Below are 16,449 nucleotides of genomic sequence, written 5' to 3'. Positions count from 1 at the left end.
TAAAAGTGGTTTAAATGGGATAATAAACAAGGTTTTGTCATTGTGTTCAAGCCTTGTACTAAGTGGCCAATATTTATGCCACCCAATCCCAAAACACCGTGTATACAAGAACATGACGGTTCCCGGGTGCGAGGTACAACGCATGGAGAACACAAGCAGAACCGATTATTTGTCTCCACATCGGCATCCTTAATTCATGCCTTCTCGAGAAGGCCGAACCAGAGCGCCCTTAGTTTGCGCCTCATGCATACCCCAACCGGGAGGTTGCCCAAGTATGCTGAAGACCCGAGGCCGGCGCCGGCAGGATCCTGTGGAGGAAATCAAAATGACAAAATAACGAGAACTCAATGAAAAGAATGCTAATCAACGCGACTCAGGAAGAGGAGTTGCGCGTAGCGCTGGTTGACGGACAACAGCTCTACGATTTGGATATTGAAAGTCCGGGCCATGAGCAGAAAAAAGCGAACATCTACAAGGGTAAGATCACCCGCGTAGAACCCAGTCTCGAAGCTGCTTTTGTCGACTACGGCGCTGAACGCCACGGTTTCCTGCCGTTAAAGGAAATCGCCCGCAATTACTTCCCCTCCGGTTATTCCTATCAGGGTCGTCCCAACATCAAAGAAGTGGTCCGCGAAGGCCAGGAAGTGATCGTCCAGATCGATAAAGAAGAGCGTGGCACCAAGGGTGCAGCCCTCACCACCTTTATCAGCCTGGCCGGTAGCTACCTGGTGCTGATGCCGAACAACCCCCGTGCAGGCGGTATCTCCCGCCGCATTGAGGGCGATGAACGGACAGAACTGAAAGAAGCCCTGAGCGGACTGACAGTACCGGACGGCATGGGCCTCATCGTGCGTACCGCCGGTGTGGGCAAATCCCCGGAAGAGCTGGAATGGGATCTCAACGTTCTGCTCAACCACTGGGATTCCATCCACAAGGCGTCACAGGACCGAACTGCTCCCGTGCTTATCCACCAGGAAAGCAACGTGATAGTACGTGCCATTCGTGACTACCTGCGTCGCGATGTCGGCGAGATCCTGATCGACGACCCTGTCATCTTTGAACGTGCCCGTGCTCACATCGAGCTGGTTCGTCCCGACTTCCTCAACCGCGTGAAGCTGTACAAGGGTGAAGTTGCCCTGTTCAACCACTTCCAGATTGAGAGCCAAATCGAGTCGGCCTTCCAGCGCGAAGTGCGCCTGCCCTCCGGCGGCAGCATAGTCATAGACCCGACCGAAGCACTGACCTCCATCGATATCAACTCCTCCCGCGCCACCAAGGGCGGCGATATCGAAGAGACGGCGCTGCAAACCAACTTGGAAGCGGCCGATGAAATTGCCCGTCAATTGCGTCTGCGCGACCTGGGTGGTCTGATCGTCATCGACTTCATCGACATGACGCCGGTTCGCCATCAGCGCGAAGTGGAAAACCGTCTGCGTGAAGCGGTACATCAGGACCGCGCCCGCATCCAGCTGGGTCGTATCTCCCGTTTCGGTCTGCTGGAAATGTCACGTCAGCGTCTGCGCCCCTCCCTCAACGAGTCCAGCAGTCATATCTGCCCCCGTTGCCAGGGCCAGGGGGTCATCCGTGACAACGAATCACTGGCCTTGTCCATCCTGCGTCTCATCGAAGAAGAGGCCATGAAGGACAACACAGAGCAGGTTCATGCTCAGGTGCCGGTCGATGTTGCCGCCTATCTGCTCAACGAGAAGCGCGCCTCCATCGCCAGTCTGGAACAGCGTAATGAAGTACGTCTGTACATCATTCCTAACCAGCACCTGGAAACCCCGCACTACGAAGTGACCCGCATCCGTCAGAACGAAATCCCGGAAGCGGCCAGCTACGAGCTGAAAACCGAGATTGCCAAGCCGGTCTACCAGCCGAAGCAGACTCAGGTGATCGAGCGTGAGCAACCGCTGCTGCAAGGCTTCGTCCAGGCACCTCAACCGGCTGCGCCGGCTGCAGTTGCTGCCCCCGTCGCGGCGCCAGCCCCCATTGCCGCCAAAGCGGAAGCGGGTCTCTTTGGCAAACTGTTCAAGGCCATTTCAGGTCTGTTCGGTTCCGACGCAGCCCCTGCCGATGTCAAGACACCAGCCGAGAAACCGGCAGTGCAACGGGAAGCACGCAAGGACGAGGCTCATCGTCATCAGCGTGATGACACCCGTGGCCGTGGTCAGCGTCCCCGTCGTGACGACAACCGCAACAGCCGCAACACAGCTGAAGCGGGTGAGAAGCGCGAAGGCGCCGCCAGCCGCGAGGGTGGCGAAAGCCGCAACCGTCGTCCGCGCAAAGAGCGTGAGCCCCGTCAGGAACGTGAAACTCGCACTGAAGTACGCAGCGAGCAGCGTGTGGAACGTGAGCCCCGCGAACCGCGTCAGGAACGTGAACCACGTGCCCCGCGTCCGGCTCGTGAGCCCCGTGCACCGCGCGAGCCCCGTGCCGAGGTGGTCGTTGAAGCGGTAGAAACCGTTGAAACTGCCCTTGTCAGCGCCGAGCCACAGCAGGAAAAAGAGCAGAAAGTCGCCGAGCGCCGCGAACGTCGTCAACTGCGCAAGCAGATCCGTGCCGACGTACCGGCCAGCGATGTTGCTGTTGTGCCGACCGAGGCTCCCGTTGCTGTCGTGGCGGATGCCGTTGAGCAGAGTGACGAGCAGGCCGACGGCCAGCGTCGTTCCCGTCGCACCCCGCGCACTCAGCGTATCGAGGGTCAACGCCGCAAGCGCATCAACGAAGATGCCCGCAGCCAGCGTGATGATGACGATCAGCAGGCCGACACCGCAACCATGACCACAGCCGCCCAGGCGGATGCTGCTCAGGTGAAAGTGGAAGAGCCGACTGTGCCTGTCGTCACCATCCCGAGCGCCGCTGCCATTGCCACTGCCGTACAAGCCTCTTCCGCTCTGACCGAGCACGTAGTGGCAGAAGCCGTTGCCGAAGAAGCTCGTGAGCAAGCAGAAGCCGCCGTAGCCGTAGTTGCAGCACCTGTCGTGACCGACACCGTTGCAACCGTTGCCGAAGCTGACGTAGCCCCTGTTGCTGCCGAGCCGGTTGTGGCAGAGGCAGTGACTGCGCCAGTCGTTGCCGAAGTGACCCCCGTCATCGAAGCTGCTGCTGTCGAGATCATGACTGCTGAGGTCGTTGCAGCAACGCCTGCGGTTGAGGCCCCTGTTGTTGCCGAAGCAGCCCCTGTTGCCGAAGCTGCGCCCATTGAGGCAGCTCCTGCTGTCATCGCAACTGCGCCGGTCGTGACTGCTGACGTTGCTGTGGTTGAACCGGTCGCTGAGCCTGCGGCTGAACAGCCTGTTGCCAAGGCAGCTGTTGCAGCCCCTGTGACCAAGCAGGTCAACAAGGGTGCCGGTCTGCTGGCCAGCGCTCGCAAGGCTTCAGCCCCGATGGCAACGCCTGCTGCGGCGCCAGCCCAGCCGGAGCGTGAGCCGGTAGAGCAAGCACCGCTGGTTCGCAGCGAAGTGGCAAGCTCTGGCCGTCATGCGGGCAGTACTGCTGCCGTCAATGTGGCAACCAGCCCGGCTGGTCGTCCTTGATTGCTGGCTAACTAGCCTGATAGAAAAAAGAGCCACACAGTGTGTGGCTCTTTTTTTATCCTCAATTCAGGTAGATGAGGCTCCCGCTGCAATATCCCCCCTGCTCTCCGGCATATAAGATTCCCCTGCCCCGCACCAGTAAGCTGGTGTCATCCCTTTGGCAACGCTAGCAAGCCCTTCTTGCCTCTCCAGCCAGTTCGCAATGATGCCTGGCCCCGCGCTTATGATTGATGCTTGCCTGTCATCCCCCCTCTCTCTGACAAATGCGCTGGTTGAGCAAGAGCCCTGCACATGCCCTGCTCACCCTTGTCTACTCGTGTCTGTCTTGGGGCTAGCAGCAGAGACTCTGCTTAGCCAGGATGGATCCTCAGTTACATCTGTCTTCCATATTCAGCCAGGATGGGTATCTGCCCCAGATGATGAGCACAGATGCCCCTCTTGCGCCCTGAGTATGTACCGTATGCTGACCCTTGATAACGGACAGCACAGAGTAGCAGCCCCCTGAGTGACGTCTGCAATGCACAGGGTTACTGTTGGCATGTGTTGCCGGGATAAGTATATCCATGTTGGATAGGCGGTGTTATTGGGTGAACAACGCATCTAGTTTGATGGCATACATAATATAACCAGGAAGCCCATCCTGTTTGGTCAACGCTTTGCATTGCTTCGAGAATAAGCAGACGGACTCTGATCCAGAGAAATGAAAAAAGGGCCCGCAGGCCCTTCGTCAATCAACAAGATTAGCTGTTATCAGCCGCCAAACAGATGGTGACTGATAAGGAACAGACCACCAGAGAGCAACATGGTCAGCGGCAGGGTCAGCACCCAGGCCATCAGTATGGTCTTGATGGTCTGGCTCTGCAGGCCGGATTTGTTCGCTACCATGGTCCCCGCTACCGCAGAAGAGAGGATATGGGTGGTGGACACTGGCATACCGGTCAAACTGGCAACACCGATGGAAGCAGCCGCAGTGATCTGGGCGGCAATGCCCTGGCTGTATGTCATACCGGTGGCGCCTATCTTCTCACCCACCGTGTAGACGATACGACGCCAGCCTACCATGGTGCCGCAACCCAGCGCCAAGGCGATGGAGACGATGACCCAGGTCGGTGCATATTCAGCGGTCGCTGTCAGATCCTTGCGCCATTTGGCAAGGTCAGTCAGCTCTTTGGCCGGCAGCGGCAGCTTGGATACTTTGCGGGCTGTGTCGTCAATACACAGCAGCAGGCGACGCACTTCCCGACGATTGGTCAGGTCCATCTCTTCATAGGTACGCACAGCGCCCAGACGGGCATCCAGGGTTGCCATGTTTTGCAGCGTAGCGTCCGCAGAGCAATGGGTCATCAGCTCTTCCTGGGCCTGGGCAGGCACCTTGAAGTCCACGACCTGAGACACCAGCTCGTGGTTGCGCTGATAGATCTCCATGATGCGCTGGTTGGCATCCTGGGTGCGATCCAGTTCGTAGGAACGGCTGTTCATGTCCAGTGCAAAATAGGCGGGGGCCATGCAGATCAACACCAGCATCACCAGACCAATGCCCTTCTGACCATCGTTGGAGCCGTGCACGAAGCTTACCCCCATGGCAGAAGCCACCAGGGTGAGGCGCGCCCAGAACGGCGGATGCTTCTTGCCATCCACCAGCAACCGCTCTTCCGGAGTCTTGTGGATCTTGCTGCCCAGCCAGACTCGCTTCATGGCAAACAGCAACAGGGCGGCCACGATGAAGCCCACGGTCGGCGAGATGATCAGGGAAAGCATGATGTCGATGGCTTTGGCGACGTTGATGCCCTGAGTCAGCGGCTGATGGTTGAGCCAGGCATAGGCACCGCCTACCCCCAGAATGGAACCGATCAGTGTGTGAGAACTGGAGGCCGGAATGCCCAGGAACCAGGTCCCCAGATTCCAGACAATGGCGGAAAACAGCAGGGAGAACACCATGATCAAACCCTGGGTGGAATCCATGCCCAACAGCAAATCAATCGGCAGCAAATGGACAATGGCATAGGCCACGCCCAGACCGCCGAACATGACGCCAAAAAAGTTGAAGATCCCGGATGCGACTACCGCCAGGTGAGCCGGCATCGCTTTGGTGTAGATAACCGTTGCTACCGCGTTGGCGGTATCGTGAAAGCCATTGATGAATTCATAGGCAAGCACAAAAAAAACGGCCAATACCAAACCGATTGACCACCACAAACCCAAACCACTAAACATTTCAAACATAAAAAACGAACCTGTTTATGAGTTGCGGCGGATTATGCCAGAAGGCTGGCGGTGCCATACCCGTTGTTGAAATATTTCAGTAAGAAAAAAAAAGGGCATTCAGTAGGGAAATAGCTTAGAGCCAGTCACGACGAGGCTTGTCGTTGATTAATTAAACAAACTTGAGCTGACAAAAACAGTCCCCAAATGGGGACAATTCATCACATTCAGGCACCGCAAGACAGATCTTCTATCGGTTCCAACGTCAATTTTCGGCCGACCGACACCTGATAATGGAGACATAAGGACAGGCAATCAGCCCGCTCCCCTGCCCCAACCACTTGCGTCTCCTGCACGCTGTCACTGGGCACAGGAGCAAGCCCTACAGTAAGGGGCGCCATGGGCGCCCCTTTCAACACTCAGCAAGTGGATCACATCAGGGGATATCAATCCTGGTTGATGCGGCTGGCAACGGCGCCCTGCTGGCTCTTGTACTTGGCGTTTTCCCGCTTGTTGTAAGGGCGGGCGGCTGGGCCGGAAAGCATCTCGAAGTTCAAGGCACCGATCTTCATCTTGGGGCGCAGCGCCAGCGGCAGTTTGCCACCGTTGTAGAACTCCAGCACGATGCGGCCAGACCAGCCCGGATCGATCCTGTGCGCCGTGACGTGCACCATCAGACCGAGACGGGCCAGGGAGGAGCGGCCATCCAGCCAGCCGACAATATCCGCAGGCAAGGTGACGGATTCATAGGTCACCGCCAGCGCCAGCTGGCCCGGGTGCAGATAAAAGGCTTCGCCATCCGGGATGTGGATCTCGTCGCTCATCACCCGATCGATGGCATCGGCCATCTCGCTGTTCGGGCCGCTCAAGTCAATATAGGGAGCGGTATGATCGCGAAATACCCGAAACTCGTTGCCCAGCAGCACATCGACGCTGACGCCGCTGATCCGCTCAACACCGGGCCTTGGCTCAATGACGATCTTGCCCTCATCCAGATGACGTTCAATATCGGTATCACAAAGACGCATTGGGCGACTCTCCTGACAAAATGTTCATTTAAAAAAGCCGGGCATCACCCGGCTTGTTTCATCTTAACCAATCAACATGTGGCGAATGCGCGCCTTGAGCATGTCGATGGCGATGCGGTTCTTGCCACCGCGGGGCACGATCACGTCCGCGTACTGCTTGGAAGGCTCGATAAACTGCAAAAACATGGGGCGCACGGTTTTCTGATACTGCTTGAGTACGGAATCCATGGTACGACCACGCTCCTGTACGTCACGCACCAAACGGCGCAGCAGGCAGATGTCCAGCGGGGTATCCATGAAGATGGAGGCATCCATCAGATCCCGCAAGCGACTGTCGGTCAGCAGCAGGATCCCTTCCAGAATGATCACCCGACGCGGGGCGAACGGTGTCACCTCGTTCATGCGGGTGTGCTCTGTATAAGAGTACTGGGGGATATTGACCGCATCCCCTTTCACCAACTGGCTCAGATGCTGCACCAGCAGATCGTGATCCAGGGCATTGGGGTGGTCATAGTTGGTTTTGACCCGCTCTTCCATGGTCAGGTGGGTCTGATCACGGTAGTAGCAATCTTCGGTGATCACACCAATCTGACCTGCGCCCAGTTCGGCCACCAGCTCTTCATAAATGGTTTGAGCGATAAGACTCTTGCCAGACGCGGATGCGCCAGCAATACCGATGATCACACACGAATGTTGAGTATCAGACATTGAAAATACCTAAAGAGAAGAGCAGTGGGGATTGTTTAAACCGATCCATTATATAAAAAAGGGTGAGCCATGCCCACCCTCAAATCCACCTCAAACATCCGACAGCCGATTATTCATCCAGCGCCATGGTATAGAGAGGGGTCGCAATCGGTTTACCGCTAAAATAGAGTTCAGCCCCCACCCGACGAGCCAGCTTCAGATAGGCCTGGGCCAGGCTTCCTTCCGGTGCCCCGAACACGGTTGGGCAGCCATCATCCATGTGTTGGCGGATATCAATGTGCAGCGGCAGCTGACCCAGCAGCGCCACTTGATACTGCTCTGCCATCTTCTGGCCGCCACCTGTCCCGAACAAGGACTCGTGATGGCCGCAGGCACTGCAAATGTGATAGCTCATGTTTTCTATGATGCCGAGCACGGGCACATTGACCTTGTTGAACATGGCAACCCCCTTGCGGGCATCGGCCAGCGCCACATCTTGCGGCGTAGTGACGATCACGGCTGCCGACGTGGGTACCTGCTGGGCCATGGTGAGTTGTATGTCCCCCGTGCCTGGCGGCATGTCCACCACCAGATAGTCCACCTCGCCCCAACGGGTCTCATGGAGGATCTGGGCCAGCGCCTTGCTCGCCATGGGGCCGCGCCAGATGGTGGCATCCTGCTCGGCCACCAGATAACCGATGCTGTTGCTCTTGAGGCCACAGGCGATCACGGGTTCCATCAACTTGCCGTCAAGGCTGCTGGGACGCTCCTTGAGGGTACCCATCATGGTCGGAATGGAGGGGCCATAGATGTCCGCATCCAGAATGGCGACCCGCGCCCCCTCTTTTTGCAGCGCCAGCGCCAAGTTGACGGCGGTAGTGGACTTGCCGACCCCGCCCTTGCCGGAGGCGACTACCAGGATGTTGCGAATGCCCTGCACCGCGGCCAGCCCTTGCGCCCGCGGCATGCTGGCCACCTCTATATCACAGGTCCAGTCGATGCGGGTCGCACCGGTAGTGGTGCGCAGGCGGGCATCGAACTCCTGCTTGATCTGCTCAAACAGGGAACATCCGGCAAAGGGCAACACCAGTTTGATGACCAGGCCTTGCCCTTGCTGCTCTATGCTGCGCGCAAACCCGGCCGCAACCAGATCCTTGTCCCACCCTGTCGGCTTAAATTCGGCCAGGATCTGCTTTACTGAATCAATCACCAGTAACTCCTCATTATCTTGTCATTATCTTGAGGTGAACTGTTACCGCACACAAATCAGTGGCTTGCCTGCTTGCCAACCAGCGCGAGCACCAGGGCGGACAGCGCCGCCACCCTAGGCAGGCGACCCCCAATTCGGGTAACATGCACGGCACTGTATCATCCCAACAAGCACATCAAGAACGACTATATGGCAACTGATCCTCGTACAATGCTGGTAACCTGCGCCCTCCCCTACGCCAATGGCTCCATCCATCTTGGCCACATGCTGGAACACATCCAGGCCGATATCTGGGTTCGTTATCAGCGAATGCGTGGCCATCAGGTGCACTTCATCTGTGCCGATGATGCCCATGGCACCCCCATCATGCTCAAAGCGCAACAGATGGGGATCACCCCGGAAGAGATGATCGCGGCTGTCTCCAAAGAGCACCAGACCGACTTCGCCGGTTTCAATATCAGCTTCGACAACTATCACTCCACCCACAGTGATGAGAACCGCGAACTGGCGGAGCTGATCTACGGCCGTCTGAAAGACGGTGGCTTTATCAAGGGCCGCACCATCACTCAGCTGTTCGATCCGGAAAAATCCATGTTCCTGCCGGACCGCTTCGTCAAGGGCACCTGCCCCAAGTGCAAGTCTCCGGAGCAATACGGCGACAACTGCGACAGCTGCGGTGCCACCTACAGTCCGACCGAGCTCATCGATCCGAAATCCGCCGTCTCCGGTGCGACCCCGGTGATGAAGGACTCCGAGCACTTCTTCTTCGACCTGCCGCAGTTTGAAACCTGGCTGGCCGGCTGGGTACGTGGCTCCGGCGCCATTCAGGAAGAGATGGCCAACAAGATGCAGGAGTGGTTCGAGAGCGGCCTGCAGCAGTGGGACATCACCCGTGACGCCCCCTATTTCGGTTTCGAAATCCCGGGTGCCCCTGGCAAGTACTTCTACGTCTGGCTGGATGCTCCCATCGGCTATATGGCGTCGTTCAAGAACCTGTGCAACAAGCGCGGCGATATCGACTTTGACAGCTACTGGAAGGCGGACTCCGAGGCCGAGCTCTACCACTTCATCGGCAAGGACATCGCCTACTTCCACTGCCTGTTCTGGCCATCCATGCTGGAAGGGGCGGGTTTCCGCAAGCCGACCAAGGTCAACGTACACGGCTATGTGACCGTCAACGGCGCCAAGATGTCCAAGTCCAAGGGCACCTTCATCAAGGCCTCCACCTACCTGAACCACCTGGATCCTGAGTGCCTGCGCTACTACTACGCCGCCAAGCTCAACAGCCGCATCGACGATCTGGATCTCAACCTGGATGACTTCGTGGCACGGGTCAACGCCGACGTGGTCAACAAGCTGGTCAATCTGGCATCTCGCAATGCCGGCTTCATCGCCAAGCGTTTCGACGGCAAGCTGGCCGCTACCTGTGCAGAGCCCGAGCTCTATGCCGAGTTCGCCAACGCCAGCTCCTCCATCAGCGAGGCCTATGAAGCGCGCGAATTCAGTCGCGCCATCCGTGAGATCATGGCGCTGGCCGACAAGGCCAACCGCTATGTGGATGAGAAGGCGCCCTGGGTGCTGGCCAAGCATGAAGGCGCAGACGCCGAGTTGCTGGCGGTCTGCTCCGTGGGCATCAACCTGTTCCGCGTGCTGATGGCCTACCTCAAGCCGGTCATGCCACTGTTGGCCGAGCGTGCCGAAGCCTTCCTGGGTGAGACCCTCACCTGGGATGGCGTCGCCCTGCCGCTAACCAACCATCAGCTGACCCCCTTCAAGGCACTGTTCTCCCGCATCGAGCCTGCCAAGATTGAAGCCATGATCGAGGCTTCCAAGGAGGACCTTGCCAAGGAGCAGGCACCCAAGATCACAGGCCCGCTGGCAGATGACCCCATAAGCCCAACCATCTCCTATGAGGATTTCGCCAAGCTTGATCTGCGCGTGGCGCTGATCAAAAAGGCGGAAGCGGTACCGGAAGCGGACAAGCTGCTCAAGCTGCAACTGGATCTGGGCGGTGAAACCCGTCAGGTGTTTGCCGGCATCAAGTCTGCCTACAACCCGGAAGATCTGGAAGGCAAGCTGACCGTGATGGTGGCCAACCTAGCGCCGCGCAAGATGCGCTTTGGCATGTCCGAAGGCATGGTGCTGGCCGCAGGCCCAGGCGGCAAGGACCTCTGGATCCTGGAGCCGCAGGAAGGCGCCCAGCCAGGCATGCGCGTCAAGTAAGCACGCTTGCTGCCCCCCATGAAAAGAGAGGCCATCTGGCCTCTCTTTTTTATGCCATTTTCCCACAGCATGGACAGACTCGCCCCCTATCCCCCACACATAGGCGGTTGTTGCCGCGGCACAATTTGCCTAGACTGCCTTTTCACCAAGGGGCGCACATGGGCCCGTCACTCATCAGACAAGGAGCAAACATGATCACCTTATACGGAACCCCGGTCAGCCGGGCACTGCGCATATCCTGGTTACTGGAAGAGTTGGGCGTGGCGTGGCAATTTCAGTTTCTCGACTTCGCCAAGGGCGAGAATCGCAGTGAGTGGTTTCTGGCGCTGAACCCGAGCGGCAAGATGCCGGTGCTCAAAGATGGGGATTTCGTACTGACCGAATCCGCCGCCATCATGCAGTATCTGGCCGAAGTCTATGGCTCGGATTGGCTGCCAGCCAGAGGGACGCAGGCATCGGCGTTGCATGCCCAGTGGGTCAGCTTCATTACCTGTGAGCTGGAGCAACCCTTGTGGACCATCGGCAAGCACAAGTTTGCCCTGCCGGAACCCCAGCGCCTGCCAGCCATCTTCCCCACCGCCAAGTGGGAGTTTGACAAGGCGGCGGCCATCGCCGAGTCCTGGGTGCCCGAACAGGGCTACCTGCTGGGGGAGCAGATCACCATAGCGGATCTGCTGCTGGCCCATACCCTGATGTGGGCCACCCGCTTCGAGCAGACCATTCCCCCCAAGCTGGCCGCCTATCGGGATCGCCTGGCCAAACGCCCTGCCCTGCAAGCCGTGCTGGCCAAGACCCAGGCCATCGCCGACGCCGCCCAGGCCAGCTGACGCCAACATAGGCAAACGGGAGCCCCGATGGCTCCCGTTTTTATGCGTGGCATGGCGGTTTCCCTCTGCTCAATTGGTGTGAAATCCCCCCTTCTGTGGTGGCGGTGCCTCTTCATACTCCATCCGGGTCACCTCGGCGGTACGCGGGCCTCGCTCCAGCCAGCCCAGCATCATCTGCACACCCTGCTCGGGACCACAGATCAGGATCTCCACCGAGCCATCAGCCAGGTTGTAGGCGTAGCCACGCAGTCCCAGTTGCAACGCACGCTCACGGGTAAAGTAGCGAAACCCCACTCCTTGCACCTGACCCCAGACGTGCACGACAAACGATTGCTCTCCCATTTCTCACACCTTTCCCTTAAGAAATTTCTCTCCAAGGCGATAATGAGCGCGACACTCTCTTCCCCCTTGCAGGACGCAATATCATTATGAAAGAAGTAAAATTCCGGTGGGTTGACCGCTATCTCATTCATCTCACGATCAGTGAAAAATTTCTCATTACCTTCTGGTGCCCTCTGCTGTTTATCGCCTTTCTCACCTGGTATCTGCTGGCCGATGGTCATGATCAGCAGATGCAGATCAGGCTGGATCAACTCCAACAAAGGGTCCAGACCAGCGCCCAGCTGGTGAGCCAGCAACCGACCCTCACTCTGCCTGCGGATCTCACCCTGAGTCCGACCGGCAGTGTCGGCCTGACCCAACAGGGAGACAACTACCGCTTCAGTGCCAGCGCAGGCCAGGCCGGCTTCGTGACCGGCAGCCTGGATGCCGGCCGCTACTCCATGTGGGACGGACAGGGCACCACCCTCACCATCATCGCCGTGCTGGCGGCCTTGCTGGCCCTCATCACCCACTACCTGATGACCTTTGTCTCCGGCGCCCTCTACTCCACCAACAAGGCGTTGCAGACAGTGGCTGACGGGGATCTCACCTTCCGTCTCAACTTCTTCCCGGTGCGGGACGAGTTCTCCATCCTGGCGGGCAGCATAGACAGATTCACCGACCGCCAGCACAAGATAGTGCAGCTGGTGGAAGAGTCTGCCGAGGCACTTACCATGGCCGCCGACGAGTTTCGTGACCACGCCAGCGAAGGAGAAACCATGGCCCGCTCCCAGCGCCAGCACATGGACTCCCTGGCTGCCGCCATGGAGCAGATGTCGGCCGCCATCCGGGAAGTTGCCCGCAACGCCAACGACACTCTGCAGCAGACTCGCCAATCGAGCGAAGAGGCGGCCAACGGCGCCGCCCGGGTATCGCGTACCATAGCCGCCATCCGCACCCTGGCCGACGAGATAGGCAATGCCTCAGGCGCGGTGGAGCGACTGACCCACAACGCCAATCGCATCAACGAGGTGGTCAACGTCATCAATGCCATCTCCCAGCAGACCAATCTGCTGGCCCTCAATGCCGCCATCGAAGCCGCCCGCGCGGGTGAGCAGGGTCGTGGCTTTGCGGTGGTGGCGGACGAGGTGCGCACCCTAGCCAGCCGCACTCAGCAGGCCACTGTGGAGATCCAGCAGATGATCGAAGAGCTGCAGGCCGGCACCGGCGCCCTCAACGACATCATGGAGAAGACAGTCGGGCGCGCCGCCAGCAGCCAGGCGCTGATCAGTGAAGTGGGGCTCGACATCGACAAGCTCAGCAACCACAGCGATGCCGTGCTGGAGATGAGCACCCAGATAGCCACCTCCAGCGAGGAGCAGAGCTCGGTCGCCGGGGAGATCACCCGCAACCTGGACCAGGTGCGCCACGAAGCGGGTCAGGTGGAGGAATCCGCCAGCGCCTCTGTGGCCGGCACTGCCGGTCTCAAAGACACGGCAATCGAGCTGGCCCAGGCATTGAAGGGGCTCAAGATCTGATCTGAAGCGGATGCCAGATCAGACAAGCCAGGCTCTCTTGCCAAGGTTGTTTGAGTTTTACCAGCGGGCCACATAGAATGTGGCCCCTTTTCTTTTTACCATCGGCAAACACCCATGAGCGTTTTCATCTATCTCGTCAAAGGCCGCGAAAAATCCCTGCTGCGCCGTCACCCCTGGATCTTCTCCAAAGGGATTGAGCGGGTTGAAGGCAATCCCGTTGACGGCGATACCGTCGAGATCTACGCCAACGATGGCCGGTGGCTCGCCCGTGGTGCCTGGTCAGGCAGCTCCCAGATCCGTGCCCGGGTCTGGACCTTCGATAAAGAGGAGACAGTCGATCTCGACTTCTTCCTGCGTCGCCTCAAATATGCCCAGGAGTCCCGCGATCCGCTGATCAAGCGTCAGGGCCTCACCGGCTATCGCCTGTGCGCCGCCGAATCCGACGGTTTGCCGGGTCTGACCATAGACCGTTATGCCGATTTCCTGGTGTGCCAGATCCTCTCCGCCGGTGCCGAGTTCCAGCGCGAGCTGATCACCCAGGCACTGCGTACCCTCTACCCGGAGTGCAGCATCTATGAGCGCTCCGACGTGGCAGTACGCAAGAAGGAAGGATTGAAAGAGCGCACCGGCGTCATCCATGGCGAGACCCCGACCGAGCCTGTGGTGATCGAAGAGAACGGCGTCAAGATCCTGGTGGACATCCGTAACGGTCACAAGACCGGCTTCTATCTGGATCAGCGCGACAACCGCCAGGCTGTCTCCAAGTACACCTCGGCTAAGCGGGTGCTCAACTGCTTCAGCTACACCGGTGGCTTTGGCATCTATGCCCTCAAGGGTGGCGCCAAGGAAGTGGTCAACGTGGATCTCTCCCAGACTGCGCTGGATATGGCCCGCCAGAACGCCGAGCTGAACGGGCTGGATATCTCCAACACTCAGTTCATCCGTCACGATGTGTTCAAGCTGCTGCGTGAATACCGCGAGAAGGGTGAGAAGTTCGACGTTATCGTGCTGGATCCGCCCAAGTTTGCCGAGAGCAAGGCCCAGCTGCTGGGTGCCTGCCGCGGCTACAAGGACATCAACATGCTGGCGTTCCAGCTGCTGGCGCCGGGTGGCGTGCTGCTGACCTACTCCTGCTCCGGCCTGATGGAGCAGAGCCTGTTCCAGAAGATCGTGGCCGATGCGGCGCTCGACGCCGGTCGCGATGCCCAGATCCTGGAGCTGTTGTCACAAGCCTCCGATCACCCCATTGGCACCGCCTATCCGGAAGGCTTCTATCTCAAAGGGCTGGTGGTTCGCGCCCGCTGATCGTCAATACCCGTTCCCTTTGATCAATCAGGCCCGCATTGCGGGCCTGATTTTTAGGCATCGCTGCGTATAATGCCCGAGCGAGACGCGGCTCCCTTGCCCCCCCTCATTCTTCTTCCACCTGTTATCTTTCCCTGTCTTTATTTCACTGCTTGAACTGTTGTTGTACACAATCCGTGCACACTTTATGACTTTAATCACACCCGTATGACTCTCTTTTAGATAGGGTGATCCTGCCTGTAGCCAGCATGAGTCCAGGCTGCTGGGGCATCAGGCTCGATGCCCCAGCACAACAGCAAAATCGATGTCAGGCCAAGCTGAACATCGCAAGGGATCCCGATATGAATCAATCATTGCCGCTGTTGACGCCGCTGCGGGGCATCGCTGCCCTGATGGTGGTGCTGTTCCATGCCCGATTGCTGCTCTTTCCCCAGTGGATGGAGTCGATCGCAGGCCACACGCAACTCATCGAGAACGGCTACCTCTGGGTCGATCTCTTCTTTATCTTGAGCGGAGTGGTACTGGCCCACGTCTATGGGGAGGCCTTCAGCCACAGGCCCCGCACCATCGGCTATGGACGCTTCCTCTGGCTGCGGCTGACCCGGGTCTACCCCCTCTACCTTGTCACCCTAGTGCTGTTGGTTGGCTGGGAGCTTTACAAGGCGCAGCACGGGGTGGGTTTCTATGCAGGCCCGCTGTTCAAGATGTGGGAGTGGGAAGGGATGCCCCCCTTCGGCTCACCCTTCACCCCGGCCGAGGCCCTGCCAAGCGCCTTCCTGCTGCTGCAGGTGGTAACCAATCACGGGCTGACCTGGAACTTCGCCGCCTGGTCCCTCAGCGTAGAGTGGATAAGTTATCTGCTGTTCCCGCTGCTGATCCCGCTCGCCGTGACCCGCAGTCGCTGGGGCCATCTCGCGCCGCTGCTGGCGCTGACGGTGCTGGCTTATATCGTGCACAGCCGGGGCACCCTGGATGTCACCAGTGGAGCGCTGGCGGTGGGACGCGGGGTGAGTGAATTCGTGCTCGGACTCTGGCTGCTGCCCAGGGTCAAGGCCGCGCGACGCTTGCCCATGATGCAACGGGATCTGCCGCTCCTGATCGCCTTTCTCCTGCCCTTCGTGCTGATGCAATTCACCATGACGCCGCAGCTGACCCTGTTGCTGATCGGCGCCTACGTGTCGCTGATCTGGATTGCCGCCGCTCAGGGGGAGCGCCAGAGCCCGCTGCTGCGCCTGCTGGACAACCGCCTCACCAACTGGCTGGGAGACCTCTCCTACTCCATCTACCTGCTGCACGCGCTGGTGCTGCTCACCGGCTGTGAGCTTGCCCACTATCTGGCCCCGGGGCTCACCGACTGGTGGTATGGCCAGACCAGCCCGCTGCTGGGGGTGGTGGCGACCCTGTTGATGCTGGCAGTGCTGATCGGCCTCTCTTCTTTAAGCTACAACCTGCTGGAGCGGCCACTGCAACGGCGCCTGCGCCGCCTTGGCAAGTCGCGGCAACCGGCGATGGAGCGAGTCAGTTAAACAAGCAGTGACCAAGCCTGGATAACCTATCGGTCAGCATCTC

At 58.9% G+C, this 16,449-nt stretch carries 11 protein-coding genes; 6 read left to right on the top strand and 5 right to left on the bottom strand.

Going from position 1 to position 16,449, the window contains the following annotated elements:
• Nucleotides 1-347: 347 nt before the first annotated feature.
• On the top strand, nt 348-3,539 hold the full coding sequence (rne, locus tag AC1P02_RS16100) for a ribonuclease E (protein WP_485182651.1): 3,192 nt from the start codon (nt 348-350) through the stop codon (nt 3,537-3,539).
• A 750-nt stretch (nt 3,540-4,289) separates the two neighbouring features.
• On the opposite strand, the gene AC1P02_RS16095 is transcribed toward rne, so the two are convergent.
• From AC1P02_RS16095 to apbC, 4 genes are all read right to left on the bottom strand, one after another.
• Nucleotides 4,290-5,762: an inorganic phosphate transporter gene (locus AC1P02_RS16095; protein WP_042467361.1), complete on the bottom strand. Its 1,473-nt coding sequence runs from the start codon at nt 5,760-5,762 to the stop codon at nt 4,290-4,292.
• Nucleotides 5,763-6,187: 425 nt separating this feature from the next.
• Nucleotides 6,188-6,769: a dCTP deaminase gene (gene dcd / locus AC1P02_RS16090; RefSeq protein ID WP_005311470.1), complete on the bottom strand. Its 582-nt coding sequence runs from the start codon at nt 6,767-6,769 to the stop codon at nt 6,188-6,190.
• A 63-nt stretch (nt 6,770-6,832) separates the two neighbouring features.
• Nucleotides 6,833-7,477, bottom strand: a complete 645-nt coding sequence (udk, locus tag AC1P02_RS16085) for a uridine kinase (RefSeq protein WP_021138915.1) — start codon at nt 7,475-7,477, stop codon at nt 6,833-6,835.
• Between the two features lie 109 nt (nt 7,478-7,586).
• On the bottom strand, nt 7,587-8,669 hold the full coding sequence (apbC, locus tag AC1P02_RS16080) for an iron-sulfur cluster carrier protein ApbC (protein ID WP_485185469.1): 1,083 nt from the start codon (nt 8,667-8,669) through the stop codon (nt 7,587-7,589).
• A 186-nt stretch (nt 8,670-8,855) separates the two neighbouring features.
• Between apbC and metG the strand changes: the two genes are divergently transcribed.
• On the top strand, nt 8,856-10,889 hold the full coding sequence (metG, locus tag AC1P02_RS16075) for a methionine--tRNA ligase (protein WP_485182650.1): 2,034 nt from the start codon (nt 8,856-8,858) through the stop codon (nt 10,887-10,889).
• A gap of 191 nt (nt 10,890-11,080) precedes the next feature.
• Nucleotides 11,081-11,716: a glutathione S-transferase family protein gene (locus tag AC1P02_RS16070; protein ID WP_058394365.1), complete on the top strand. Its 636-nt coding sequence runs from the start codon at nt 11,081-11,083 to the stop codon at nt 11,714-11,716.
• A 69-nt stretch (nt 11,717-11,785) separates the two neighbouring features.
• Here the strand turns inward: AC1P02_RS16070 and yccX are convergent, their stop codons facing one another.
• Complete coding sequence (yccX, locus tag AC1P02_RS16065) at nt 11,786-12,058, bottom strand: acylphosphatase (protein WP_373969436.1); 273 nt, start codon at nt 12,056-12,058, stop codon at nt 11,786-11,788.
• Between the two features lie 86 nt (nt 12,059-12,144).
• Between yccX and AC1P02_RS16060 the strand changes: the two genes are divergently transcribed.
• The 3 genes from AC1P02_RS16060 (at nt 12,145) to AC1P02_RS16050 (ending at nt 16,406) form a co-directional block, all read left to right on the top strand.
• Nucleotides 12,145-13,575 (top strand): methyl-accepting chemotaxis protein, encoded by a 1,431-nt coding sequence (locus tag AC1P02_RS16060; RefSeq protein WP_485182649.1) that lies wholly within the window; start codon nt 12,145-12,147, stop codon nt 13,573-13,575.
• Nucleotides 13,576-13,689: 114 nt separating this feature from the next.
• Nucleotides 13,690-14,880 carry a class I SAM-dependent methyltransferase gene (locus AC1P02_RS16055; protein WP_042467370.1) on the top strand — a complete coding sequence of 397 codons (1,191 nt, stop codon included), beginning with the start codon at nt 13,690-13,692 and terminating at the stop codon, nt 14,878-14,880.
• Between the two features lie 341 nt (nt 14,881-15,221).
• Nucleotides 15,222-16,406, top strand: a complete 1,185-nt coding sequence (locus tag AC1P02_RS16050; RefSeq protein WP_306640545.1) for an acyltransferase family protein — start codon at nt 15,222-15,224, stop codon at nt 16,404-16,406.
• Nucleotides 16,407-16,449 lie beyond the last annotated feature (43 nt).

The organism is Aeromonas sp. TS_SC_11 (assembly GCF_057318915.1).
The sequence above is the reverse complement of the archived record's forward strand: the minus strand, read 5'-3'. Positions and strand labels throughout refer to the sequence as shown.

What these genes read in the sequence shown, in the direction of transcription:
- rne (WP_485182651.1), top strand. Translation starts at nt 348, where the DNA reads ATGAAAAGAATGCTAATCAACGCGACTCAGGAAGAGGAGTTGCGCGTA.
- AC1P02_RS16095 (WP_042467361.1), bottom strand. Translation starts at nt 5,762, where the DNA reads ATGTTTGAAATGTTTAGTGGTTTGGGTTTGTGGTGGTCAATCGGTTTG.
- dcd (WP_005311470.1), bottom strand. Translation starts at nt 6,769, where the DNA reads ATGCGTCTTTGTGATACCGATATTGAACGTCATCTGGATGAGGGCAAG.
- udk (WP_021138915.1), bottom strand. Translation starts at nt 7,477, where the DNA reads ATGTCTGATACTCAACATTCGTGTGTGATCATCGGTATTGCTGGCGCA.
- metG (WP_485182650.1), top strand. Translation starts at nt 8,856, where the DNA reads ATGGCAACTGATCCTCGTACAATGCTGGTAACCTGCGCCCTCCCCTAC.
- AC1P02_RS16070 (WP_058394365.1), top strand. Translation starts at nt 11,081, where the DNA reads ATGATCACCTTATACGGAACCCCGGTCAGCCGGGCACTGCGCATATCC.
- yccX (WP_373969436.1), bottom strand. Translation starts at nt 12,058, where the DNA reads ATGGGAGAGCAATCGTTTGTCGTGCACGTCTGGGGTCAGGTGCAAGGA.
- AC1P02_RS16060 (WP_485182649.1), top strand. Translation starts at nt 12,145, where the DNA reads ATGAAAGAAGTAAAATTCCGGTGGGTTGACCGCTATCTCATTCATCTC.
- AC1P02_RS16055 (WP_042467370.1), top strand. Translation starts at nt 13,690, where the DNA reads ATGAGCGTTTTCATCTATCTCGTCAAAGGCCGCGAAAAATCCCTGCTG.
- AC1P02_RS16050 (WP_306640545.1), top strand. Translation starts at nt 15,222, where the DNA reads ATGAATCAATCATTGCCGCTGTTGACGCCGCTGCGGGGCATCGCTGCC.